A 23330-nucleotide genomic window follows, 5' to 3' on the forward strand; every position below is an offset into this window, starting at 1 on the left:
CCCGCTGACCCTGCCACTGGCTCGCTGGCGCCAGCGACAGGGGAGGGGCGATCTGCAGAAAGTCAGCGTGGATGGCGTGTGGCTCGGCCCCGATGACGATTTGGAAAGTCTTGAAATGTGGCTGGACGTATTGCCACTTATCGCCCTGGATTTCCCCAGCTTCCGCGACGGACGTGGCTACAGCCAGGCCTATCTGCTGCGTACGAGGCTGGGCTGGGAGGGCGAGTTGCGCGCAATCGGCGATGTGCTGCGCGATCAGCTCAGCCACATGCGCCAGTGCGGTTTCACCAGCTTTGCCGTGCGTGAAGACAAATCCCCTGAGGATGCCCTTAAGGGGCTGGCTGGTATGAGCGTGCTGTATGGGCGTTCGGTGATTGAGCCGCGGCCGTTGTTTCGGCGTCGCTGAACCTTGCTGTATTCGGTTCGCGCGGACGTCGATGTTCGAGCAGGTCGTAGAGTATTTCGTTGTGCACGCCCGCCAGGCTGGAAAACCCGATCAGGTCGATCGGCCCGGCGCCGTCCTTGGACGCCAGCAATTCAGTGGGGCTCTGAAACAGTGGCAGCATCGTGACCCGAAATCCTGCTTCGACGAGTACTGAGTTGATCAAGCGGATCCCGCGATCATGGCCATCCAGGCCCAAGCTTTCCGAACAGTACTTGTGGCGGTCGGCCATGATGCATCGTAAACCGTGAAGAAGGCCGCGACATGTGCAGCGAGTTTCAATAACGGAGTGTTTTGCAGAAAAGAAAAACCCCGGGGCCTTTCAGCGCATCGCGAAGAAAGGGCCCGGGGTTTAGCCACTGGCGATCAGAGGGGTTCGCTACAGTGCAACGCCTGCGATGCCTCCAGCGCGGCGATCTGCGCTTCGGAAAACGCAAAGTCGCGCAGCACCGAGCGAGAATGTTCACCGTTTTGCGGGGCTGGCGCATAGGGCGTTTGCGCAGCCTGCACGCTGTTGATGGGAAACCCCGGGACGCGCACGGCGCCATGTACAGGATGGTTGAGCTCAACCAGCATGCCATTGCTGGCGAGCTGCGGATGCTTCATCAGATCGCTGTAGTCGGCCACCTTCGAGCAGAGAATGTCCGCTTCATGCAACACCTGCAGCCAATGGGCCGTTGGCTTGCGCATGAACACGTCGGTCAGCGCTGCGCACATTTCGGCGCGGTGGATGACCCGTTGCGCGGAGCTGACGAAGCGTGGGTCGGTAATCCATTCTTCGTGGTTCAGCACCTTGCACAATGTCGGCCAGCGGTTGCCGTTGTAGGCCGCAACCATCAGCCAGCCATCCTCGGTCTGGAAGGCTTCGTTGGGAGCCGAGTAGGGTGCGCCGCTGCCGATGCGAGTCGGCAACTTACCATCGCTCAGATAACTGGTGATGGACGACTGTTGCAGTGCCAGCGCCGAGTTCATCAGGCTGACATCCAGATGGCCGCCCAGCCCATCGTGCTGACGGGCGTGTAGCTTGGCCAATACGGCCATGCAGGCCATGTAGCCGGTGACTACGTCCACCACTGGAGCCTGCACTTTGCAGGGGGCCGAGCCTGGTGTGCCAATCAGGCTCATCAGTCCGGAATCCGCTTGTAGAATCCCATCGACACCCGCCCGGTCCGAATAGGGACCTTCCTGGCCGTAGGCCGAGATTGAGCAATAGATCAGGTCAGGCTTGAGCGCGGCCAGGGTTTCATAACCCAGGCCCAGCCGGGTCATCACGCCCGGGCGCATGCTTTCGATCAGCACGTCGGCTTGCAGTACCAGCCGTTTGATGACCTCGATGCTGTCGGGATGCTTTAGGTCCAGGCCGATGCATTGCTTGCCCCGGTTGAAAGCGTGGTAAAGCGCGCTGTCTTCGCCCACCCAGGCCGGCCCTAGGGTGCGCCCCAACTCTCCCTCGCGGGGTTCGACCTTGATGACCCGTGCCCCCATGTCGGCCAGCAGCATAGTCGCTGTAGGGCCTGCGGCGATCTGGGTGAAATCGAGGACGGTGAGGCCGTCCAGTGCGTTACGTAACATGATTACCTCCGCGGATCGACGCCCGGGGTTTCTTGAAGGTCCCTTGGGCGGTGGCCAGAAGTACGCCGGTGTCGGACAGCAGCTCGGCTTCGGCGAAGTAGAGGCTCCTGCCGGCGCGGCGAACCCGGCCCAATGCGCTAACGCTCCCCTCGAATGCCGGTTGCAGGTAGGCAATGTTCAACATCGCGGTGAGTCCATGAATCTCTGCTTCGCCTTCGCCAGTGTGCAGGCCGGCATAGCCGCAAGCCGCGTCCATCAACGTGGCGATCATCCCGCCGTGTAACGCGCCCTGGCGGTTGAGATGTTGCTCGGAGATGTGCAGCTGGAATTCAGCCTCTCCCGGCACCCAGCGGACCAACGTGACGCCCAGACCCTGAAGAAAGGGATTGTGCAATTGCATGATCGCTCCTTGGGCCATCTAGCGGCCCTTGTAGTGAGGTACACGTTTCTCGGCAAAGGCTTGACGCCCCTCGATACGATCTTCGGTATCGCGCAGTACCCCCCAATACAACTCCGTCAAACGCTGGGCATCGCGGTCGCTGAGGTGCGCTGTGCTGCGTGACAGGGTTTGCAGTGCCTGTATGGCCAAGGGCGCCTGCTGTGCAATACGTTCGGCAAGCTCCATGGCGCGCGCCAGCAATGCCTGGTGGCTGTCCAGCCGCTCGGAGATCAGGCCGATAGTCAGTGCCTGATGGGCATCGATACGTTGCCCGGTCAAGGCCATCTGCATGGCAGGGGCCGCCGGTATCGCCCGCATCAGCCGGTGCAAACCACTTACTGCAGGGATAGAGCCCACGGCAGCCTCGGGCAGCCCGAAGGAGGCGCTGCTGCTGGAGATGCGCAGGTCGCATTGCAATGCCAGCTCCAGTCCACCGCCCAGGCAGTGACCGTTGACAGCGGCAATCAGTGGCTTGTGCAGATCAAGGTCGGTGAGGTCCATCAAGCGGATGTAAAGACCGGCATCGGCAGCAGGCTCATTGGCCAGGAACAGCGCCTGGGCATATGAGGCGGACGAAGAACGGGTACTTTTAAGGTCTGCACCGACGCAGAACGCCCGTTCGCCGGCGCCGGTGATGACGGCGACACGCAGCGCAGGGTTGTCGCGCACATGCTCCAGATGCTCGCGAAGGGCCTGGAGCGAGTCCAGGTCCAGGGCATTCAAGGCCTGCGGGCGATCAAGGGTGATCAGCGCAATCGCTCCCTGTATTTGCATTGAAACTGACATGGCGCTCACCTCAGACACTGGCCGACGACAGACTGCGTCCGCCGCAGACATACAAGGTTTGTCCGGTCACATAGGAACTGGCTGGGTCGAGGAAAAACTCCACGGCGTTGGCGATGTCATCGGGGGTGCCAATGCGTTTTACCGGCACGGTTTCCTTAAGTTTTGCCTGAACCTCAGGGGCGAAGCTCTGGAACAGCGGGGTATCGACAATGCCGGGCGCGATGGCGTTGACAGTAATGCCCTTGGCGGCGAACTCGATGGCAAGGCTGCGGGTCAGGCTCACCACGCCGCCCTTGGCCGCCGAGTAGTTGGCCTGGCCGAAACCGCCGAGCCAGGCCCTGGAGGACATGTTGACGATACGGCCGAAGCCTTTTTCCAGCATCAACGGCAGGGCGGCCTTGCAGCACAGAAATTGGGCACGCAGGTTGGTATCGACGACCAGGTCCCAGTCCTGCTCGGTCATGCTCAGGAAACGCTTGTCCCTGACCACACCGGCGTTATTGACCAGAAAGTCGAGCGACCCGTGGGCTTCGTGGATCCGTGCAAACGCCGCAGTGACCGCCTCACCTTCGGTCAAGTCCAGCGCAATGCCAGCGACCTTCAAACCATGCCCCGTCAAGGCCTCAACGCTTGCGGCGAGTGCTGCTTCGTCGCGGTCCAACAGATAGACAAATACGCCTTGGCGCGCCAGTCGTTCGGCGATAGCCAGGCCGATGCCGCGAGCGGCGCCGGTGATCGCGGCGACCTGTGTGGCAGTGAAATTTCGAGTGCTCATCTCAAACTCCCAGAATGTGGACGGCAGAAGCGGCGTGATCGACGCCAGCAATACCGCCACCGGTGCATTGCGCCAGGCCCAACTTCGGTGTGCCAGCCTGACGACTGCCGGCGCGCCCTTGCAATTGCCAGGTCAGCTCGACCATTTGCGCGACGCCGGTAGCGCCCAGCGGATGCCCCTTGGCAAGCAGACCGCCACTTGGATTAACCGGTACGCGGCCGCCAAGCGCCGTAGCCCCCGAGTGCAACAGCGACACGGCTTCGCCCGGCGCCGCTAGGCCGAGGGCTTCGTAATAGAGCAATTCGGCGATAGTGAAGGCGTCATGCAGTTCGACCACGCCGATGTCAGCGGGCGTCACACCGGCTTGCTCATAGGCCATGCGTGCCGCCCGTGCGGTGATTTCGGCATCGAGAATGTCGTCATCGCCGGTTTCACGCATGCCCGAGACAACGATCGACCCCAGCACCTTGACGGCTTTGGCCTGTGGTCCAGGCTGCGTTCCGAGCACCATTGCGGCAGCGCCATCGACTTGCGACGGGCAGCACTGCAACAGGGTCAGCGGGTCGGCGATCATCCGCGAACTCAGCACCTGTTCCAGGGTGACTTCGGTACGCTGCTGCGCATATTCATTGAGCGAACCATGGTGGCGGTTTTTCACGGCGATAGCCGCGAGGTCGGCTGGTTTGGCATCGCGCTCATGGATAAAACGGGTGGCACGCATGGCGTACACCGCAGGCAGCACCATACCGGCGGTGGCGTACAGGTCGGTCATGCGATCGTTGCGCTGCATGGGGATGGTGCCGCCGCCCAGCGCGGTCAATTGCTCGATGCCAAACACCAGAACCCGCTCGTATTGCCCGGCCAGCAGTGCATGCCGAGCCAGGTGGACCGCCGTGGCGCCGCTGGCGCAGGCGTTTTCGATGTTGTAGACCGGAACGCCCTTGAGGCCCAGGTCACGCAGGATCACCTGGCCGAGAATCATCCCGCCCAACACATTGGCGCAATAAACCGCCTGGATGTCGGCCAGGGCAATGCCGGCGTCGGCCACCGCGTCAAGAATCGCTCGCTGGGCAAGCTCCGGAGCCATCACACCCACGTGGCGGCCAAATGGCGTCATCGCGGCGCCCATTACATGCATCTGGGTCATGGACGTACCTCCAGGGATTCGAATACGTAGCCAAAAGTCTCGTCGGCAATCACACGGCATTTTTCGCCAATGAACGGACGGCCGCTGCTGCCATTGAGGCGGCCGAACAGGCGGACCGGACCGGGCAGGTCGACGTAGGCCAGAACGAAGGGGTTGAGCCCGCTCTTGGGGCTGGGGTGCATGATGGTGAAGCTGTACACGCGGCCTTCCACGCTCAGGGTGGTGTCCTGGAACTGATCGGCCAGGGGCGAATCGGCAGGTACCGCGGGAAAGAAGATTTCGTCAGTGCCAAGATGTCGCGAGGCAGCAAGACCGGGCGGTGTGGTGGATGCCCAGATAGGTGACGGACTGTTCATGTGACCTCCTGTTTTTATTGACGCTCGATAGCGAACGTCTGGAGGTATGTTCGGGCACGCCTCAATGGGCGACAAACGATATAAAAACGCGGTTGAATTGAGAAAAAATCAAACCAGGAGCGGCAGAGGGACGCATTGAGAGACGCCCACGCAGGCGGCCTTACCGGCCCGCCTGGTTTATTTTACGCCTTGAAACCAGTCAGCGAGGACAGCTTTCCTTCATCCAGAAAAGGAGGAGGGTAAGGCTATGATGAGGTATGCCCTTCGATGGTGGCGCCGGCCATTTTTTCGAGCACTTTGACTACGTGGGTCATGTCGCGGGCCGGGTCACCTTCGCTCATGGCCTGATCGAAGAACTGCTTGACCACTGCGCAGGTGAAGGCCGGTGTGCCGACGTTTTCCGACTCGGCGAGGAACAGCCGTATATCCTTGCGCATCAGGTCCAGGCGAAAGCCGAAATCGAATTCTCGCTGCATCACGGTACCGGCCAGTATCTGTTCGCTGCTGAAGCTGCGGGCGGTGCTTGCGTTGAGCATCTCCAGCATCTGCCCAGGTTCGAGCCCGGACTTGATACCGAACAGCAGTGCTTCGCAGGTGGCCACCAGAGTGGCACCAACGATCATGTTGTTGACCAGTTTCAAGGTCTGGCCCAGGCCTGGCGTTGTGCCGATATGTTCGACTTTTTTGCCGAAACAGGCGAACACCGGCTCGCACTGTTGGTAAGCGGTCTTGTCACCCCCGACCATCACCGACAGGGTCCCATTGACTGCGCCTGTCACGCCACCGGCCAAGGGCGCGTCCAATGCCTGGATACCGCGTTCACGCAGCGCCTGCTCCACGCGCCTGGCCATACTCGGACCGGTGGTGGAGTGGTCCACCAGGATTTTCACCTGTTCACCGTGGATGACCCCGTTGTCGCCCAGCACCACGTGCTCGACGATATCCGGGGTCGGCACGCAAATCAGTACGATCTGGGCGTGATCGGCTACTTCGCGGGGGCTGGCGTGGTTGCGCGCTCCGCGTGCGAGCAAGGGCGCCAATACTTGCGGGTTGGGATCGAAGAGGCTTAGGCCATAGCCATTGTCTAGCAGGTGGTGGGCCATTTTCTGACCCATTGCGCCCAACCCGATAAAACCGATGGTTTCGTTCGATGCAGAGTCGCAATGCTTAGGAAGATTGCTCATGGCGTGTCGACCTTATTATTGGGAAGACACCATACTAGGCGCGCCGATTTCCCTGCGACAAAGGAGTTATTGGCCTGTTTTGGTTGAAAAAAAGTCAAGCGCCTTCGCGGGTCAAGCGTGCCTGTTCGAGGATCCACTCGCGAAAAACCCGCGTGTCATCGCTTTCTTCGCGGTGCTTGGGCGTGAGCAGATAATAGGTGTACACGCCCATGTCGACAATTTGCTCGAAAGGCCTGATCAGGGTGCCGTCCCGCAGTTCTTTCTCGACCAGGAATAACTGCGCCATGGCAATGCCCTGGCCGCCAGCGGCAGCGGCATAGACCATCGAAGAGCTCTGATATGACATGCCGGCAAGCGCATCAACGTCTCGGCTGACACCGCATGCCTCCAGCCAGTAGCGCCAGTCCTCGGGTCTGGCGATCGAATGCAGCATGGTGTACTGCGCGATGTCGGCGGGTGTGTTCAGGCCCGGGCCGTGTTGCAAAAGCGAAGGGCTGCAGACTGGTGCAAGGCGGTTGTCGCTCAACACGTAACAATTGCAATTGGGCCATTCGCCGGAACCAAGACGGATCGCGGCATCGATGTCTTCCTTGTAAAAGTCGACCGGCTCGAGCGATGCCGTCAACAACACCTGGATCTTGGGATGTTCGGCGTGAAAGCTGGCCAGCTTCGGTATCAACCATTGCATGGCAAACGTGGTGTAGGCACGCACCTTGATTTGCCGACGCAAGGGCGGAGACATGAGTTTCTTCGTGGCACCGCGCAAGTCTTCGATCATCCTGGCCACCGCACGGAAATATTGTTCGCCGGAGGGGGTCAAGGTGATTTGCCGGTGCCCCCGGACAAACAGGTCGAGTCCGAGAAACTCCTCGAGCGCGCGGATCTGCCGACTGACCGCACCCGGCGTGACATTCAACTCATCGGCGGCATGGGTGATGCTCAAATGACGCGCTACGGACTCAAACGCGCGGATGGCATTCAGTGGCGGCAGTCGGTCCATGGAAGTCATCTCTTGTTGTTGGAAGTTACTGTATTGGAAAAAACGAGGACGCGGAGTGTATTTAATTGCCCGGCGCATCCCAACAATAAAGTGAACGTTTGATAAAAGCTCAAGGCAGGCGCCCGTTTTAATCGATTGTCGTCCGGGGGCTGCGATTTCTACGATCGGCGCGCACGCGCCATCTGGTCGTGTTGCGGCATCCGACAACAATAAGAGATCCATTTATGAAGATCGCTAAAACGCGCCATCGCAAGCATTTTCACCGAGCCTCAGGACTGGCATTGTGCTGCGCAGTAAGCACTGTGCATTCGCCGGCTTATGCGGACTTCATCACCGACAGCAAAGCCAGCATGGATTTACGCAACTACTACTTCAATCGCGACTTTCGCCAATCAGGTGCGGCGCAAAGCAAGGCAGAAGAGTGGGCCCAGGGTTTTGTCCTGCGTTATGAATCCGGCTTTACGCCCGGAGCGATCGGCGTTGGCTTGGATGCATTGGGCATGCTCGGCATCAAGTTGGACTCGAGCCCATCACGGACCGGCACGGGTCTGCTCGTTACCGACCGCGATGGTCGCGCTCAGGATGAATACAGCAAGCTGGGGCTGACTGCCAAGGTACGCATGGCGCAAAGCACGCTGAAAGCCGGCACCCTGATGCCCAAACTGCCTGTGGCGATGTACAACGACACGCGTTTGTTGCCGCAGACTTTTCGTGGTGCCTGGCTCAACAGTGCCGACCTGAGCAATACGACCGTCGATCTCGGGCGATTCGACCGTATCAACCTGCGCAACTCAAGCGACAATGAACCCATGACGGTGTTCAACGGCGCTGCACGCAATATCCGGCCAGGCCGGAAGACAAGTAGTGAGCGCTTCGATTTCGCAGGGGTGACCTATCGCTGGACGCCGGCATTGAGTACTGCCTACCACTACGGCGTTCTGGATGGCATCTACCAGCAGCATTACCTGACGTTAAACCACAAGCTGACGCTTACCGAGCGACAATCGCTCACGTCCGATATCCGCTGGGCGCGTAGCCTCGAGGAGGGCGGCAGTAACGTTGAAAACTCCGCACTTGGCGCGATGTTCACCTACAGCGCGATCGGACATTCAGTGGGACTGGGGTATCAACGTATGAGCGGCGCTACCGGCTTCGCCAACCTCAATGGAACCGATGCTTATCTGATCAACCTGGTGCAAATCAATGATTTTGGCAATCAGGATGAGCGTTCCTGGCAGCTACGCTACGACTACAACTTCACAGCGCTTGGTATTCCTGGCCTGACCTTCATGACCCGCTATCTGTCGGGCGACGAGGTGAGTGTGCGCAACCGGGCTCAGGCTGGAAAGGAGTGGGAACGGGACACAGAACTGGCGTACGTCATTCAGAGTGGTGCGTTGAAAAACCTTGCCGTGAAATGGAAGAACGCCAGCACACGCAGCAACTTTGCCAGCGATATCGACGAGAACAGGTTGATTCTCAGCTACTCCCTGCCGATCTGGTAAACAGTTAACGAAAAGGGCACAGCCAATGGTTGCGCCCTTTTGTTTTTTGTTTGGAAGGGATTTAAAGGCGAATGATCACAGATTTGAGCTGGGTATAGTGGGAGAGGGCGTCGATGCCTTGCTCGCGACCGTAGCCACTTTGCTTGAATCCACCACAAGGCGTCTGGACGAAACCTCCGCTGTACTCGTTGACGACAATTCGGCCTGCCTCCAGCTGCGCCGAAACCCGATGCACCCGGCCGATGTCACGGCTCCAGATGCCGGCACCGAGGCCGAATTCGCTGTCGTTGGCGATCCGTAGCGCATCGGCTTCATCCTTGAAGGGAATGACACAGACGATAGGCCCAAAAATCTCCTCGCGCGCCAGGGTCATATTGTTGGTTACACCGGTGTAGACCGTCGGTTCGATATACCAGCCGTTTTCATAGCCCGCTCGCGTGGCCACCTTGCCGCCGATTGCCGGCTTCAGCCCCTCGCGCTCGGCGATGGCGAAGTAGCTCTGGATCTTCTCGAACTGCGCGTGAGTGGTAATCGGCCCGGACGTCGAGTCATCCTCCGGGCCGACGCGCAGGGCACCCACCTCGGCAACCAGCTTGTCGACGAAGCGGTCATGGATATTCTCCTGAACCAGCAACCGCGTGCCTGCCGCGCACCATTGGCCGCTGTTCCAGGTAAATGCCTTGGTCGAGCCTTTGGCGGCCGCATCGAGGTCGGCGTCGTCGAACACGATGTTGGCAGATTTGCCGCCCAGTTCGAGGGTCAGCGGCAGGATGCGTTCGGCGGCGATGTGTCCCAATTCCTGGCCAGCGCGCAGGCCGCCAGTAAAGGAGATCTTGCGGATGTGTGGGTTATGCGCCATGGCTGGGCCGATCACACTGCCTTTACCCACGATGACGTTGAAGACACCTGCAGGCACTCCGGCTTGCACGGCAATGCGCGCCAGTTCCACCAGCGAGGCAGAGGTGTGTTCGGAGGGTTTGGCCACCACGGTATTGCCGGTAGCGAGGGCGGGCGCGATAGCGCGCGCTGCCTGGTGGAGCGGGGCATTCCAAGGCAGGATGACGCCAATCACGCCAAAGGGATCACGGCGTGTATAGATGTGATAGTCGGGGCCTTGGTTGATCACATCCCCGTCCATGACGTTGACGATGCCACCATAAAACTCGAAGTACTGAGCGGTCAGGTCCATCAGCGCCGCCATCTCGCTGCCGGGTTTACCCGTATCGGCCTTTTCCAGCGCGCCCAGCGTTTTTTCGCTTTGACGGATGATGCGCCCGAATTCATTGAGGATGCGCCCACGTTCGGCGGGGCGCATGTCACGCCAGCTTTGCAGCGCAGAGGCTGCCGACTCGATTGCCAGCGCCACATCCTTCGGCCCGCTGCTGGCGACTTCACTGATCTTGGCACCTGTGCGCGGATCGATCTTGTCGACATACTGCCCGTCAGTCGGCGCCAGGGAACGGCCGTCGACGAAGCTGTTAACTTTTACAAACATTGTGTGTCTCCTCTGAAACTGCAGTGAGGCTCGTCTTTATTGTTTAATAACTCCATTACGAATACCTATTACAACCAGCAGATTCATATTGCTCAACTGAGTTTTATGGCGTTGGCGATTGAGCAAATATCAAACAAATTCATATAGCCTGAAATATTCAATAGACGCCTATGCATTGAGATTTAATCAACGATGCAGGGCGAAAATCTCGATTCACCGGGGCGCGGGTAAATAGCAGTATGAACCCGTGACAAGACGAGGCCGCGACTAGAGGTCAATAATAATAGCGCCCACGGGAGCCGTAGAAATGAGTAACGACAATAGTTTGATGAGTGCACTGCCGCCAGAGTCGGCATCAGGCTCCAGTGCAAATGTTCAAGGGCGACAACTGACCTATGGCGAGAAAAAGGCCATTGTCGCCGCAACGCTCGGCACCATAGTCGAGTATACCGACTGGGTGATTTACGCCACGTTTTCTTCCATCCTTGCCCGGCAGTTCTTTCCAGCTGGAGATAGTCTTACCAGCTTGCTGTCGGTGTTGGCGATTTTCGCCGTCGGTTTCATCATGCGGCCAATCGGTGGTGCGGTTCTCGGCCAGGTAGCCGACCGCTACGGTCGCAAGAAAGGCTTGACGCTTTCTATCCTGCTGATGTCGCTGGCCTCGCTGGTCATCGGCCTTTGCCCCAACTACGACAGCATCGGAATTGCCGCACCGATCATTCTGGTCTTCGCGCGTCTGGTCCAAGGGTTTTCCGCTGGTGGTGAATTCGGTTCCGCTTCGGCGTTCCTGATCGAGTCGGCACCTGCACACCGCCGCGCATTTGCCGGCTCTTGGCAATGGTTCGCGATCAATGCCGGGACCATGGTCTCGTTCCTGCTGGGCTTTGGTCTGGCATCACTGGGCAGTGACGCTGCGTTGAACGACTGGGGTTGGCGCGTTGCCTTTATCATTGCCGCCCTGATGGGAGTGATCGCGCTGTGGATCCGTCTGTCGGTGCGCGAGACTGAAATCTTCAAAGCGCGCGCCGCGAGCAACGTCAAGAAACGGCCTCTGCGTGATCTGTTTTTCAGCCACAGAAAAGATGCGATGCGGGTGATCGGCATCGCCATGGCTGGCAATTTGCTGAACTATGTATGGATGGTGAGCTATCCCTCGCAAGTCCACCTGATCACCGGTATGTCGATCCGTGACACATTGCTTGCAGGCGTGATCTCGGTAGGGGTGTCACTGGTGCTGTTGCCGTTTGCCGGGAAACTTGCTGACCGAGTCGGTCGCCGACCGGTTCTGATCGCATTCGCCGTCGCTTCGGTAATCTGGGCGTGGCCAAGTTTCGGTCTGTTGCATGTCGGCATCAGCCTGACGGAAGTGACCATCCTGCAAACCATCTCCATGGTCATCATGACAGGCTTTGGCGCAGCCTCTGCAGTAACCATGGCGGAACAATTTCCGGCTGAAGTTCGCGTGACCGGTATCGCTTTGCCGTACGCGTTGTCTGTGACGTTGTTTGGTGGAACCGCGCCATATCTCATGGCCGCGATGGCCGGTTGGGGCTATGGGCACCTGTTCTGGATTTACCTAGCGGTGATCAGCGCCATCAGTGCTATTGTCTATCTGCGTATGCCAGAAACCAAGGGACTGCCGCTGCGCTGATTATTTAGTGTTACATCGGTTTAAACCAAACGCCCGATGCACCGCATCGGGCGTTTGGTATTTCAGTGATGGATATCGAGGGTGAGGGCGGTTTTGGGTGTTGCACAATGCTTTAATGCGATTAAAGCCAATCCAAACTTAACTCAACTAAATAGATGTTTAGTTGAATTGTAGTTTTCGAGCTACCAATTTGCGCCTTGAAGAGGCCTAAAGTACCGGTTTGCAATCGATGGTGTCGCGAAAGCACACGTATCACCAGCATGGAGCTCACAGCTAAGAGCTTTCTTGCTGGCTTAAAAAACGTAGACCTCTAGCATTCTGTAAACCTGTTTTTTGATCTGTTAACTACGGTGGTTAACAGATCAAAAAACAGGTTTACAACGGCAACCGCGCTTCTGGGCCTACGTGATGAGGCCGGACGTGTGGATGCGGTTTATCAAAACGTCCTTCCCGACGTAAGGCGCCAAATCTGGGCAGTAATAGTAATTATTTTTGAAGCGCAAGCCCTTTGGATTAATAGTGCGTCTATCCTGGGGAAGAAAATCGATAGTTAATTTAGCCTTCTCGTTACTTGTTAGAAGATTGGGATTATGCGGACCAAAGTAATCGAGCCATGTGTCTCCGGGAGTTTTTTTATAGCTGAATGTTCAGTGCAGTGATAAATTGCAACTTGTGTAGCAAACCACCGGGAAAACTCTAGGAAGGTCAGTTAGCAGATCTTTAGCGTGTAGTCGATGTTGATCCGGGTTTCGTTGTCACTTTGGAAGGTCGAGGCTGAGCTCTGTTCATTTCGATAGAACGCATTGCGCAAGCGGAGACCGAGGACTTTTGCCGGACCTGACTGAATGACGTAGGCCAATTCCAGATCTTTTGACGACTCCGTCAGATCGCTACCCCCCAGTTGCGGCAGGTCGATGTTGGTTCCTAGCAAGTAGCGGACCATGCCGGTTAGCCCCGGTAGACCAACAGCAGCGAAGTTGTAGTCGTAGCGCGCCACCCAGGTCCGCTCTTTCGGATTTACGAAGTCTGCACTTAAAGTGCCATCGCTGAGCACTGCTGGCTCCCCGCCAGCAATGTAAGGCAATGCCGTTTCGCCTGTCTGGTACATGTAACCCAAGCCTAAGGTGTGGGCTGCGATCTGGTAGCTGAACATGGTGCCTGCGTTCAGGTTGTCTACTTTTCCGGCTTCTGCCCGGCCGTTATCCCGACTGTTGAAGACGCGCACATCTGTTTTCAGTCTTCCGGGGCCGAGGGGGAGCAGGTAGATGCCTCCCGCAAAGTTCTGAGTGTATAAATCCATCAGTTCTGCGTGCAAATAGCGAAGCGTCAAATTGTCGGACCAATGATAGTCGCCACCCATGAAGTCAAAACGTTCAGAGATGGCGCCCTTCTTGAACCGACCATTGGGCGACGCCGCTGATATTGCCTGATAGCCAGTGGAGTTCCGCAGGTTCACTCGATCCATGCGTCCGGTGTGCAGCGTCAGGTTGTCGATGTCATCGGAAATTGCATAGGCGCCGCGAAAGGATTGCGGAAGTAGACGTGCATGGCTCGCTGTGATCACCGGCAGAGTAGGGAACTGCGTCCCAATGGATAGCCGAGTCTTCGAGATCTTCGTCTTGAGCGCCACACCCAACTCTGAATAATCGTCGTCAGTTTCACGGGTCTGTGGGTTGAAGGGCAGGAGTTGGGTGCCGGTGCGATCGGGCGCTGAGTCCAGCTTGAATCCTAGCATGCCCGTGATATCCAGGCCGAAGCCAACGGTTCCATCGGTGAAGCCGGAATTGGCCCTGAGGATAAAGCCCTGGGCCCATTCGCGAGCAGCCGAATAAGAAGTGTCGTTTTTGTAATCCCGATCAAGATAGTAGTTGCGTGCAGTCAGGGTAACGCTGCTGTCGTCCACAAACCCTGCGTAGACCGTGGAATAGGCGCAGGCTGCCGCCATGCCCAGGCAATTGTTTTGGACCCGATCATATTAGGCATGTCCTCAGGAGTAATGAGTATTCATAGCGGAAGAAAATCGCTATCGAGACGATGTCAAAACTGAGTCGCCGGGGGGAGGGGGGCGAATCGACTCAGACGATTGATTCAAAAAGTGCGCAGAATTATTCAATACTCTGTTCGGTGAACCCTCTGAAACTGGAATCTCACAAAAAAGATAACAGCTACGAGGAGCGTCATGAAGGTACTCAATATTTGCGCCAGCCTGCTTGTCATTACGACCACTGTCGCCAGCGTCGCACACGCCGCGGACAAACCTGAAATCAAGGCGAAAGTTGCATTGCAGGAGAGCGTCTCGTGGGATGGGACGCCCTATGAACCCTATCCTAAAGGTCAGCCGCAATTCACGATACTGGAAATAAACATACCTCCCCACACAGCATTGCCTTGGCATCATCACCCCGTTCCGAACGCGGCATACGTGGTGTCGGGGGAATTGACGATCGAGGACAGGCTATCGGGGATACGGCATAAGGTGACCGCCGGGCAAGCATTCGCTGAGTCGGTGGAGGCCAGCCATCGCGGCGTAACCGGCGATCAGGCGGCTGTCGTGATAGTTACCTACTCGGGTGTCGAGGGCATCCCTCTCTCAATTCCCGACAAAGGCGAAAAGGCTGAGTTCGAACACGTCGAATAAACCGTCAGGTGGATGGACCGCAAGGCCGGTTGTTGCACCTTGCGGTCGTTTCACCATTTCATCGAGCTAACATGTCGCGGGCTGGCTTAGAACACCTTGATCGGTACGTTGACGATAAGCCTGAACTCATCAAGATTGCCCTCTAGTTGATATTCACTTGCACGGTGCGAGGAATAACTGGTCATCAGGCTGATATTCTTGAAGGTGCCCGATTGCACTGTGTAGCTGGCACTGACACCCACTTCATAATGGCTTTCACCCTGCTGCTTGAGTACCGAGTTGTAGATGCCGTTCGGGCCACCGTCGTAATGGCTGCCGTCGATGCCCATGCCCTTGATGTACCAGAGCGTAGTCTTGAGACCAGGTAGACCATAAGCGACCCAATCGTTGTTGTAGAACACCCCGATCGAGTGCTCATTGGGGCCGTTGAAGAAGGACATCATGGTATTGGGCAGGTTGATGGCATTGGATTCGAAGGGATAATCGAAATATTCGTCACCCTTGATTTTCTGCAGACCGATCTTCAGCGAGTGGTTGCGCCACTGGGGCGTAATACTAAGGCCGTAGGCCTGCTGGTCGATATTGCCACCGATTTGGCGACCACTGGACTGGGTGTTATAGGCATCCAATTGCGCATCGACGTTGACCGATCCCCAGTTAGTTTTCTTGCCCAGGCCCAGATACTCGCGATCCCATATATCGTTGAAGCGAGAGACATAGGCGCTGCTGCGCCAGCCAGCGCTCGACAAATAGTCAGCCCCGGCGTAAGCGTTGAAGTCACTGGTGACAACGGGCGAACCGTAAGTGGGACTCAAATCCTGGCTTCCGGCTCCCGTACGCGGCGACCCCTTGTCGAAGTAGCCAGATTTGAGCGTCAACCCTTCGATGTCATGACTTTCCAGGGAGACCCCATTGAACGATGAAGGCAAGGTACGGGTATCGGTGTAGGACATCATCGGTGTCCTGACTTGCTGCCTGCCAACCTTGAGCAGCGTCTCGGCGACCTTGAACTTAAGCGCTGCGATACCGAGTTTGCTCCAGTCATCGACCACATCGCCGTCCTTGTCGACCAACAATCGATTACTGCCGCCTGCCGCCGCCGTCCGGCTGCGCTCCAGCGCCACTGCCGAGAAGGTCGAAAGATCCAGCCCGAACTTTACCGGCCCTTGAGTAAAGCCGGAGACGAAGTCGAGCCTGAAGCCTTCCAGCCAGGCGGTACGGTCACGCAACTTGCGTACTCCGTCTGGAGTTTGCAGTTTGAAATAAGTGGCCTTGTGGCCGACCTCGTGTGAGTACCACTGACGGGTATTGAGCGTCAGGGAGCTGTCATCCAGAAAACCTTGTTCCTGGGCATGGACCTGGGTAGTAGAAATTGCGGCCGCCAGCGTGCCGACGGTGAATAACGCCAAATTATCTGTGCGATACATAGACCTTGCCTGTTGTTGTTTTTAGGGCAGATAAGAAGTAAGTCGCTGAGTCATCGTTATTGAGTTTTTGCGCGGGCAGGACTTAGCCCGACTTGCCCATCAGGCCGTAGTGGCCTGATGGTGGTCGTTCAGTTATTGGGGTACCGGTTCAGCGGCTCGAGCACTTTGCAGTCATCAACCACCGATGAAGATGTGGACCCAAGCCTGCGACTTCAGTTGAGATAATCCTTCACAAGTTTCAGCCAGCAGTCGGAGCCGATGCGAATCAGCTCGTCATTGAAGTCGTAGTGGGGGTTATGCACCGAGCAGCCATGAAATTCGCCATCGCCGTTACCCAGGAAGAAGTAGCAGCCGGGCACTTTGGTCAGCATCCAGGCGAAATCTTCTGTCGCCATGATCTTCGCCGCCTGCGGCAACAAGTGGCCTGGCTTGAACAGCGGCGCCAGGCTCTGGCGAAGCATTTCTGTTTCCGTCCCCGTATTGACCAGTGCTGGCGCCAGTTGCGTAGTTTCAAGTTCGATTTTGACGCCGAACGTGTGTTCATGGCCCTGGGCGATTTCCCCCAGGCGCTGATTGATTTTGCCTTCGGTCTGCGCTGTGTCGGTACGTACGCTGATCAGCATCGATGCCGTGTCGGGAATGATGTTGTAAACACTGCCAGCTTCGACCATGCCGATGCTGATCACGGCGTGTTCATCAACGCAGAGATTGCGCGACTTCACTGTCTGGATTGTGTTGATCATGCTGGCTAGCACCGGTATCGGATCGACAGCGCGTTCGGGCATTGCGCCATGACCGCCACGACCTTTGATCAACACACGCACACATTCCGAAGAGGCCATGGTTGGGCCGGCCTGGACCACAGCAGTGCCCAGCGCAATACCCGGCAAGTTGTGCAAGGCAAAAATCGCGTCACAAGGAAACCGACTGAAAAGACCGTCGTCCATCATGGCCTTGGCGCCGCTCAGTCCTTCTTCGTCCGGTTGGAAAATCAGGTTGAGCGTGCCATTGAAGTCGGGCAACTGAGCGATTCGCCATGCGGCTGCCAGCAGGATGGCCGTGTGGCCGTCGTGGCCGCAGGCGTGCATGCGGCCCTCGATCCGACTGGCATGGGCGAAGCAGTTTTTCTCCTGCATAGGCAGCGCATCCATGTCGGCACGCAAGCCCAATCGGCGAGTGCCGCTGCCTCGACGCAGTACGCCGACCACGCCATGTCCGCCGATATTGCGGTGAACTTCGTAGCCCCATTCTTCGAGCTTGCCGGCCACCAATTCGGCGGTCAGCGGGGTGTGCGCGCCCAGTTCAGGGTTCTGGTGGATTTCCCGGCGCAAGTGGATAAAAGCGTCCAGGTCCAGTTCGGCAAGGGGCCGGGTTTGGGTTTGGGTCAATGAATTCATCAGGTCACTCCCGACCAGGGTTTTCGGGGAATACAGCCAGGCAAGCCAGACTGATGGCGCCGCCGGCGAGCAGGTACAGTGCTGGCGCCTGGGGGTTATCCAGGACCGCCGTCAGCCATGTGGCGATCAACGGGGAGAAACCGCCGAACAGGGTGACGCCGAAGCTGTAGCTGACGGCGGTACCCAGGGCGCGGCGATTTTTCGGAAAGGCTTCCATGATCAGAGCGAAGAAGGCTCCCGAACCGATACAGCCAGGCAGTACCAGAATCGCGATAATCAGCATCGCTACGAACAAATCGGTGCTCAAACTGAGCAGGTAGAAAGCTGGCCACGCCAGTAGCACCGGCAGTGTGATCGTCCAGGCCAGCAGTTTTTTGCGCAGGCCGTGGCGATCGGCAAAGCGTCCTGCCAGAGGCGTGATGACAGCCAGACAGGCACTTGCCACACAGGCGATAGCCAAGGCGCTGCGTTGCGGGTAACCCAGGGTGACAGTCAGGTAGGCGGGCAAATAGAAAATGAACAGGTATATGGCGATGGTGGCGCTGGCCATAAGGCCGATTGCCAATAGGGTGTGACGCACGTCAATGTGATCGCGTAGTCGACCATCGCGTTTGGTCGGTTCAGCTTCGTGGGTTTCTGGCAGACAGCGACGGATGTACCAGCCAAGCGGTCCGATGAGCAGCCCCAGCATAAAGGGGATACGCCAACCCCAGCTCTCAAGGTCATCTACGCTCAACGTGCTGTTGAGCAGTAAACCCAGGCCGGCCCCAACCAGGGCGGCGTAGCCTTGGCTGGCGGCCTGCCAACTCACATTGCGACAGCGATTTGCCGTAGCGCTGGACTCCATCAGATACACCGACGCAGTCCCTATTTCCCCACCTGCCGAAAAGCCCTGCAGGAGCCGGCCAGCCACCAGCATCAAGGTGCCGAACAAGCCGATGTCCTGGTAGGAAGGCGCGAAGGCAATCATCGCTGTGCCGAAAGTCATCAAACTGATCGTGAGGCTCAAAGCGGCCTTGCGGCCACGGCGGTCGGCAAAGCGACCAATCACAAGAGCACCCACCGGCCGCATGAGGAAGCCGACGCCAAATGTGGCAAGCGACATCAGCAGCGATGCCATTGCCGACTGTGCGGGGAAAAAGTTCTTTGCAATGACCACGGCGAAGAAGCTGTAGATCGTGAAGTCATACATTTCCAGCGCATTGCCTAGAGCGCAAGCGACGGTGGCTTTCCTGGACCCTATTTCGGATGGCGCGGTGGTGCGGGGGAGAGGGGGCGCTTGCAGAGTAGTCATCGATATTTCCTGTGACAGTTTTGTTGTGGGCCGAATATCCGGCAAACACTGTCACTGCACACTTGCGCTTTTCTTCGATGATTAACCGTTGGTTATGACCTCCAGCCGCCCCAGTGAAACTCGGCGCCAGATCGGTGCGGTTTCGCCCGATAATCGATCACACGCACTGTTTGACGACAGCGACACAGCCGTCCTGGCAATCAACTCAGGCGACAAACACAGGGTTTGGCTCGATGCTCTTGAAGATAGGGTGGTCGGTCCCAAGGAACAGGGACTGACTTAACCGTTGGACATATCGTTGCGTTTTTCTTAAGTTTCTCGCTTGCCGCTACGCTCTAGCGTGACGCATCCATAGGCTGGTTCTTCGAGAGCACGCTTCTGATCGCGTAGTAAAGGTCTCGTGCCGTTGTGGTCAGCGCGTGGCGATCAATGCAGACCAGATAGATGGGGTACTCAGGGATGCTTTCTTCGATCATGACCTGCATCAGGTCTTCATTGAGTCCTTTGGGTAACGTGTTTTCCATTCCGGCTTCACTGAGCGTCATGAACGCATCGGCGTGATGTAACAGATCAAGGGCCAACAAGACTGATGAACACTCGGTTATCCGCTGCGGCGGAGGTATCTCGTTGTCTTCAAACATTTGATAGAACTGCGACGAGTGATCGTCGATGGCATCGAGGCTGATCCAGTTTGCAAACTGCAACTGACGCAGCGAATGGGAGTGGCGAAGCGGATTGTTTTTTCGACAGACCACCAGACCCCGCATGCGGCTCAGCGCTTCCCAATCCAGGTTTAGTCTCTGTGTATGCTGCTGCGAAGTAATGGCGAAATCCAGGGTGCCGTCCCTAAGTCGCTGCAGCATCTGGTTGGGGCGCAGATTGACCAGGCGGATGCGTACACGCGGATTCTTGGCCTGGAACCCGGCGATGCATTCCCCCAGTCCTTTGAGCACTGAAGTCAGGGACGTGACGCCGATGGTGACTTCACCGACCTGCATATCCTTGATGTTTTCAGCCTCCAGTTGCAGCCGTCGCATGCTCTCGACGGTCAACTGTGCATGGCGAATGATGCGACGGCCTTCGTCAGTGAGCGACATCCCCCTGTGGGAGCGCTGCAGTAGAGCCAGGCCCAGCTCGCTCTCCAGATCCTTGATCGATCGGCTGATGGCGGGCTGAGTGACGTGCAGGATCTGCGAGGCCTCGCTGATGCTCCCGGTTTGGTGGATGGCGACCAGTGCCCTGATTTGATGGAGTTTCACGTACTGACAGGTCCTTGCGGTGCGATGAAGATTCAATCGCTTGCATAGTGTCATGCCTGTCACTGCCGCAACAATGCGGTGGTGTTCCCAAGAGGCCCGGAACCAGGGTCGCTGCCGGATCCAGGCTCCGAAGAGTGGCGCCAGTGCACTGATCAGCAGATCAATGCGATATCACCCTCTGCACAAAACGGATAGCGATCTGCGCAAAGCGGATATTGCCCCCCTCGCGCTCTCAATACCCTTGATTTGCATCCTGCGTAACAGTGCTTTGCATGGCAGGCAACAATGCGGCCGCCATCGGTGAACCGTTGCCCGCGCCGCTCACAGCCGCACGCTAAAACGCTCAAACGAACAATAAAAAATAACAACAAGAGACCGATGTCATGCGAAAAATCGATGTACACGAGGTTATAGACAACGCGCGCTTCAACCGCTTTCACTGGATGGTTTTGTTCTGGTGCGCCCTGATCATCATCTTCGACGGCTACGACCTGGTGATCTACGGGGTGGTCTTGCCGACGCTGATGAAAGAGTGGGGATTGAGCCCGCTGGAGGCTGGGGCGTTGGGCAGCTATGCGCTGTTTGGCATGATGTTCGGTGCGCTGTTTTTCGGCCCGCTGTCGGACAAGATCGGGCGCAAGAAGACCATCACTCTTTGCGTGATGCTCTTCAGCGGCTTCACCGTGCTCAATGGCTTTGCCACCAGTCCCACTACGTTTGGCATCTGCCGGTTCATTGCCGGCCTTGGCATCGGCGGCGTGATGCCCAACGTGGTGGCGCTGATGAACGAGTACGCGCCAAAGAAAATTCGCAGCACCCTGGTCGCCATCATGTTCAGCGGCTATTCGGTGGGCGGCATGCTCTCGGCGGGCCTGGGGATTGTGCTTATTCCCGGCTTCGGTTGGCAGGCTGTGTTCTACGTGGCAGGGCTGCCGTTATTGCTGCTGCCGTTGATCATGTATTTCCTGCCGGAATCGGTGGGTTTCATGCTGCGTCAGGGCCGCAACGAGGAGGCGCGCAACGTACTGCAGCGGGTCGACGCACGCTACATCGCACAGCCCGGCGACATCCTGCACATGACTGAGGTGAAGGGTATTGGCACTCCTGTGCTGCAGCTGTTTCGCGAAGGCCGCGCCTTGCGCACCCTGATGCTTTGGTTGGCGTTTTTCTGCTGCTTATTGATGGTCTACGCCTTGAGCTCCTGGCTGCCGAAACTCATGGCCAACGCCGGTTATAGCCTCGGCTCAAGCTTGTCCTTCCTGCTGGTGTTGAACTTCGGCGCGATTTTCGGTGCGGTGGGTGGGGGCGTTTTGGGCGATAAGCTCAACCTTCCAAGGGTACTGGCGGTGTTCTTTGCCATTGCCGCGGTGTCGATCACCTTGCTCGGGTTCAAAAGTCCGACCCCTGTGTTGTACCTGCTGATCGCCATCGCTGGCGCCACCACCATCGGTTCGCAAATCCTGCTGTATGCCTGTGCTGCGCAGTTCTATTCCATGGCCATTCGGTCCACGGGGCTTGGCTGGGCGTCGGGGATTGGCCGCAACGGAGCCATTGTTGGCCCTCTGTTAGGCGGTGCGTTGCTGGGAATCAGTTTGCCGCTGCAACTCAACTTCATGGCGTTCGCCCTGCCGGGTGCGGTGGCAGCCCTCGCCATGACTCTGTATGCCATCAGCAGCGAGCGAAACGCCTCCAGCGTTGGCGAACCGCTGTCGGCGGCCAAGGCCTGAGTCCGCAAGGAGCTGTTTGATGAACGTCTTGATGCGTGACTTTTCACTGTCCGCTGCAGTTGCAGGCTTTATTGCCACGGTGATCTCGTATGCGGGGCCCCTGGTGATCATTTTCCAGGCGGCGGACACTGCGCATCTGTCTCGCGAACTGCTGTCGTCCTGGGTCTGGGCGATCTCCATTGGCAGTGCGCTGCTGGGGATCGGCCTGAGCCTGCGTTACCGCGTGCCGATCATCATTGCCTGGTCGGCACCCGGCTCGGCCCTGTTGGTGGCGTTGCTGCCGGGCATTTCGATGAACGAGGCCGTCGGCGCTTATCTGCTGAGCAGTCTGATTATCTTTCTGGTCGGCCTCTCGGGTGCCTTCGACCGCGTTATCGGCAAGCTGCCCGGCGCCATCGCAGCGGCAATGCTGGCGGGAATTCTGTTGCGTTTTGGCACTGGCCTGTTCGTGTCATTGCAAGGCAAGCCCGGGTTGGTGCTGGCAATGTTCACCACCTACCTGGTGTGCAAACGGCTGCTGCCGCGATACGCGGTGATGGCGGTACTGGTGGTGGGCTGTGCCATCGCCATGCTCACCGGCCAATTGCACCGCGAAGCCCTGGTGATCGGCCTGGCGACGCCGGTGTGGATCACCCCCCAGTTCAGCCTGGGTGCAAGCTTGAACGTTGCCTTGCCACTGGTGATGGTGGCGCTGACCGGTCAGTTCGTTCCGGGCATGGCCGTGTTGCGCGCCTCGGGTTACACCACACCGGCCAGTCCGATCATCGCCTGCAGCGCGCTGGGCACGGCGCTGTTGGCGCCGTTTGGCTGCCACGGCCTCAACCTGGCGGCGATCACTGCCGCCATCTGCACGGGCCGCGAAGCCCACGAAGACCCGGGCAAACGCTATGTCGCCGGGGTGGTCGGCGGCCTCTGTTACCTGGTCCTGGGCATTTTCGGTGCGACCCTGGTGTCGTTGTTCGCGGCCTTTCCCAAAGAACTGATCGCCGCTCTCGCGGGGCTGGCCCTGTTCGCTGCAATTGCCGGTGCCCTGGCCAATGCCATGGCCGTGCCGAATGACCGTGAAGCGGCGCTGGTGACGTTCCTCACCACCGCCTCAGGCATGTCGCTGTTCGGATTGTCCGCCGCGTTCTGGGGGCTGATTTTCGGCATGGTCGCGCACTTGCTGTCGAGTACGCGGCGGCCACCCCTTGCAACCGCAACCAGCCGCTCCCGGGAGATGACGCGCTGACCCGT

The 23330-nt window shown here is 58.0% G+C and carries 22 protein-coding genes; 6 read left to right on the plus strand and 16 right to left on the minus strand.

Annotation, left to right across the window (positions count from 1 at the left end):
- A partial coding sequence (locus PMI26_RS01375; RefSeq protein WP_007980428.1) for a DUF934 domain-containing protein occupies positions 1–406 on the plus strand: 406 nt, incomplete at its 5' end.
- On the opposite strand, the gene PMI26_RS31115 is transcribed toward PMI26_RS01375, so the two are convergent.
- From PMI26_RS31115 to gcvA, 9 genes are all read right to left on the minus strand, one after another.
- Entirely contained in the window at positions 330–674 is a 345-nt protein-coding gene (locus tag PMI26_RS31115; protein ID WP_007980430.1) for a cobalamin-dependent protein, read from the minus strand. The genes PMI26_RS01375 and PMI26_RS31115 overlap by 77 nt on opposite strands.
- Before the next feature lie 134 nt (positions 675–808).
- Positions 809–2014 carry a CaiB/BaiF CoA transferase family protein gene (locus tag PMI26_RS01370; protein WP_007980437.1) on the minus strand — a complete coding sequence of 402 codons (1206 nt, stop codon included), beginning with the start codon at positions 2012–2014 and terminating at the stop codon, positions 809–811.
- Positions 2004–2414, minus strand: coding sequence for a PaaI family thioesterase (locus PMI26_RS01365; protein ID WP_007980444.1), 411 nt, complete (start codon positions 2412–2414; stop codon positions 2004–2006). The genes PMI26_RS01370 and PMI26_RS01365 overlap by 11 nt, the downstream gene beginning before the upstream one ends.
- Before the next feature lie 18 nt (positions 2415–2432).
- Positions 2433–3239 carry an enoyl-CoA hydratase/isomerase family protein gene (locus tag PMI26_RS01360; RefSeq protein ID WP_007980445.1) on the minus strand — a complete coding sequence of 269 codons (807 nt, stop codon included), beginning with the start codon at positions 3237–3239 and terminating at the stop codon, positions 2433–2435.
- Between the two features lie 10 nt (positions 3240–3249).
- The gene (locus PMI26_RS01355) at positions 3250–4014 is read right to left on the minus strand and encodes an SDR family NAD(P)-dependent oxidoreductase (RefSeq protein ID WP_007980446.1); all 765 of its coding nucleotides are present in this window, start codon (positions 4012–4014) and stop codon (positions 3250–3252) included.
- Between the two features lies 1 nt (position 4015).
- On the minus strand, positions 4016–5161 hold the full coding sequence (locus PMI26_RS01350; RefSeq protein WP_007980447.1) for a thiolase family protein: 1146 nt from the start codon (positions 5159–5161) through the stop codon (positions 4016–4018).
- Positions 5158–5517 (minus strand): OB-fold domain-containing protein, encoded by a 360-nt coding sequence (locus tag PMI26_RS01345; RefSeq protein ID WP_007980448.1) that lies wholly within the window; start codon positions 5515–5517, stop codon positions 5158–5160. The genes PMI26_RS01350 and PMI26_RS01345 overlap by 4 nt, the downstream gene beginning before the upstream one ends.
- Positions 5518–5762: 245 nt before the next feature.
- Positions 5763–6701 (minus strand): NAD(P)-dependent oxidoreductase, encoded by a 939-nt coding sequence (locus PMI26_RS01340; protein ID WP_007980449.1) that lies wholly within the window; start codon positions 6699–6701, stop codon positions 5763–5765.
- Positions 6702–6795: 94 nt separating this feature from the next.
- Positions 6796–7701 carry a transcriptional regulator GcvA gene (gcvA, locus tag PMI26_RS01335; RefSeq protein ID WP_007980452.1) on the minus strand — a complete coding sequence of 302 codons (906 nt, stop codon included), beginning with the start codon at positions 7699–7701 and terminating at the stop codon, positions 6796–6798.
- 224 nt (positions 7702–7925) lie between these two features.
- Between gcvA and PMI26_RS01330 the strand changes: the two genes are divergently transcribed.
- Positions 7926–9206 (plus strand): OprD family porin, encoded by a 1281-nt coding sequence (locus PMI26_RS01330; protein ID WP_157222292.1) that lies wholly within the window; start codon positions 7926–7928, stop codon positions 9204–9206.
- 61 nt (positions 9207–9267) lie between these two features.
- On the opposite strand, the gene PMI26_RS01325 is transcribed toward PMI26_RS01330, so the two are convergent.
- Positions 9268–10701 (minus strand): aldehyde dehydrogenase family protein, encoded by a 1434-nt coding sequence (locus tag PMI26_RS01325; RefSeq protein WP_007980454.1) that lies wholly within the window; start codon positions 10699–10701, stop codon positions 9268–9270.
- Between the two features lie 307 nt (positions 10702–11008).
- Here PMI26_RS01325 and PMI26_RS01320 point away from each other — a divergent pair, with 307 nt between their 5' ends.
- Positions 11009–12352: an MFS transporter gene (locus PMI26_RS01320; protein WP_007980456.1), complete on the plus strand. Its 1344-nt coding sequence runs from the start codon at positions 11009–11011 to the stop codon at positions 12350–12352.
- A 401-nt stretch (positions 12353–12753) separates the two neighbouring features.
- Here the strand turns inward: PMI26_RS01320 and PMI26_RS32450 are convergent, their stop codons facing one another.
- Together PMI26_RS32450 and PMI26_RS01315 are read right to left on the minus strand one after the other, a co-directional pair.
- On the minus strand, positions 12754–12900 hold the full coding sequence (locus tag PMI26_RS32450) for a Mu transposase C-terminal domain-containing protein (RefSeq protein ID WP_081501036.1): 147 nt from the start codon (positions 12898–12900) through the stop codon (positions 12754–12756).
- A gap of 161 nt (positions 12901–13061) precedes the next feature.
- Positions 13062–14297 (minus strand): OprD family porin, encoded by a 1236-nt coding sequence (locus PMI26_RS01315; RefSeq protein WP_007980457.1) that lies wholly within the window; start codon positions 14295–14297, stop codon positions 13062–13064.
- A 234-nt stretch (positions 14298–14531) separates the two neighbouring features.
- Here PMI26_RS01315 and PMI26_RS01310 point away from each other — a divergent pair, with 234 nt between their 5' ends.
- Complete coding sequence (locus PMI26_RS01310) at positions 14532–14990, plus strand: cupin domain-containing protein (protein ID WP_007980458.1); 459 nt, start codon at positions 14532–14534, stop codon at positions 14988–14990.
- 86 nt (positions 14991–15076) lie between these two features.
- Here PMI26_RS01310 and PMI26_RS01305 read toward each other — a convergent pair whose 3' ends face one another.
- The 4 genes from PMI26_RS01305 to PMI26_RS01290 all read right to left on the minus strand — a co-directional run bounded on the left by PMI26_RS01305 (position 15077) and on the right by PMI26_RS01290 (position 20367).
- Positions 15077–16417, minus strand: a complete 1341-nt coding sequence (locus tag PMI26_RS01305) for an OprD family outer membrane porin (RefSeq protein ID WP_007980459.1) — start codon at positions 16415–16417, stop codon at positions 15077–15079.
- 212 nt (positions 16418–16629) lie between these two features.
- Positions 16630–17814, minus strand: a complete 1185-nt coding sequence (locus PMI26_RS01300) for a M20 aminoacylase family protein (RefSeq protein WP_007980460.1) — start codon at positions 17812–17814, stop codon at positions 16630–16632.
- A 4-nt stretch (positions 17815–17818) separates the two neighbouring features.
- The gene (locus PMI26_RS01295; protein ID WP_007980462.1) at positions 17819–19108 is read right to left on the minus strand and encodes an MFS transporter; all 1290 of its coding nucleotides are present in this window, start codon (positions 19106–19108) and stop codon (positions 17819–17821) included.
- 335 nt (positions 19109–19443) lie between these two features.
- Entirely contained in the window at positions 19444–20367 is a 924-nt protein-coding gene (locus PMI26_RS01290; protein ID WP_007980464.1) for a LysR family transcriptional regulator, read from the minus strand.
- Between the two features lie 383 nt (positions 20368–20750).
- On the opposite strand from PMI26_RS01290, the gene PMI26_RS01285 reads away from it, so the two are divergent.
- Together PMI26_RS01285 and PMI26_RS01280 are read left to right on the plus strand one after the other, a co-directional pair.
- Positions 20751–22094: an MFS transporter gene (locus PMI26_RS01285; RefSeq protein WP_007980467.1), complete on the plus strand. Its 1344-nt coding sequence runs from the start codon at positions 20751–20753 to the stop codon at positions 22092–22094.
- Positions 22095–22113: 19 nt separating this feature from the next.
- Positions 22114–23325 carry a benzoate/H(+) symporter BenE family transporter gene (locus PMI26_RS01280; RefSeq protein ID WP_007980469.1) on the plus strand — a complete coding sequence of 404 codons (1212 nt, stop codon included), beginning with the start codon at positions 22114–22116 and terminating at the stop codon, positions 23323–23325.
- Positions 23326–23330 lie beyond the last annotated feature (5 nt).

The organism is Pseudomonas sp. GM33 (genome assembly GCF_000282295.1).
Classification (GTDB): domain Bacteria; phylum Pseudomonadota; class Gammaproteobacteria; order Pseudomonadales; family Pseudomonadaceae; genus Aquipseudomonas; species Aquipseudomonas laurylsulfatiphila.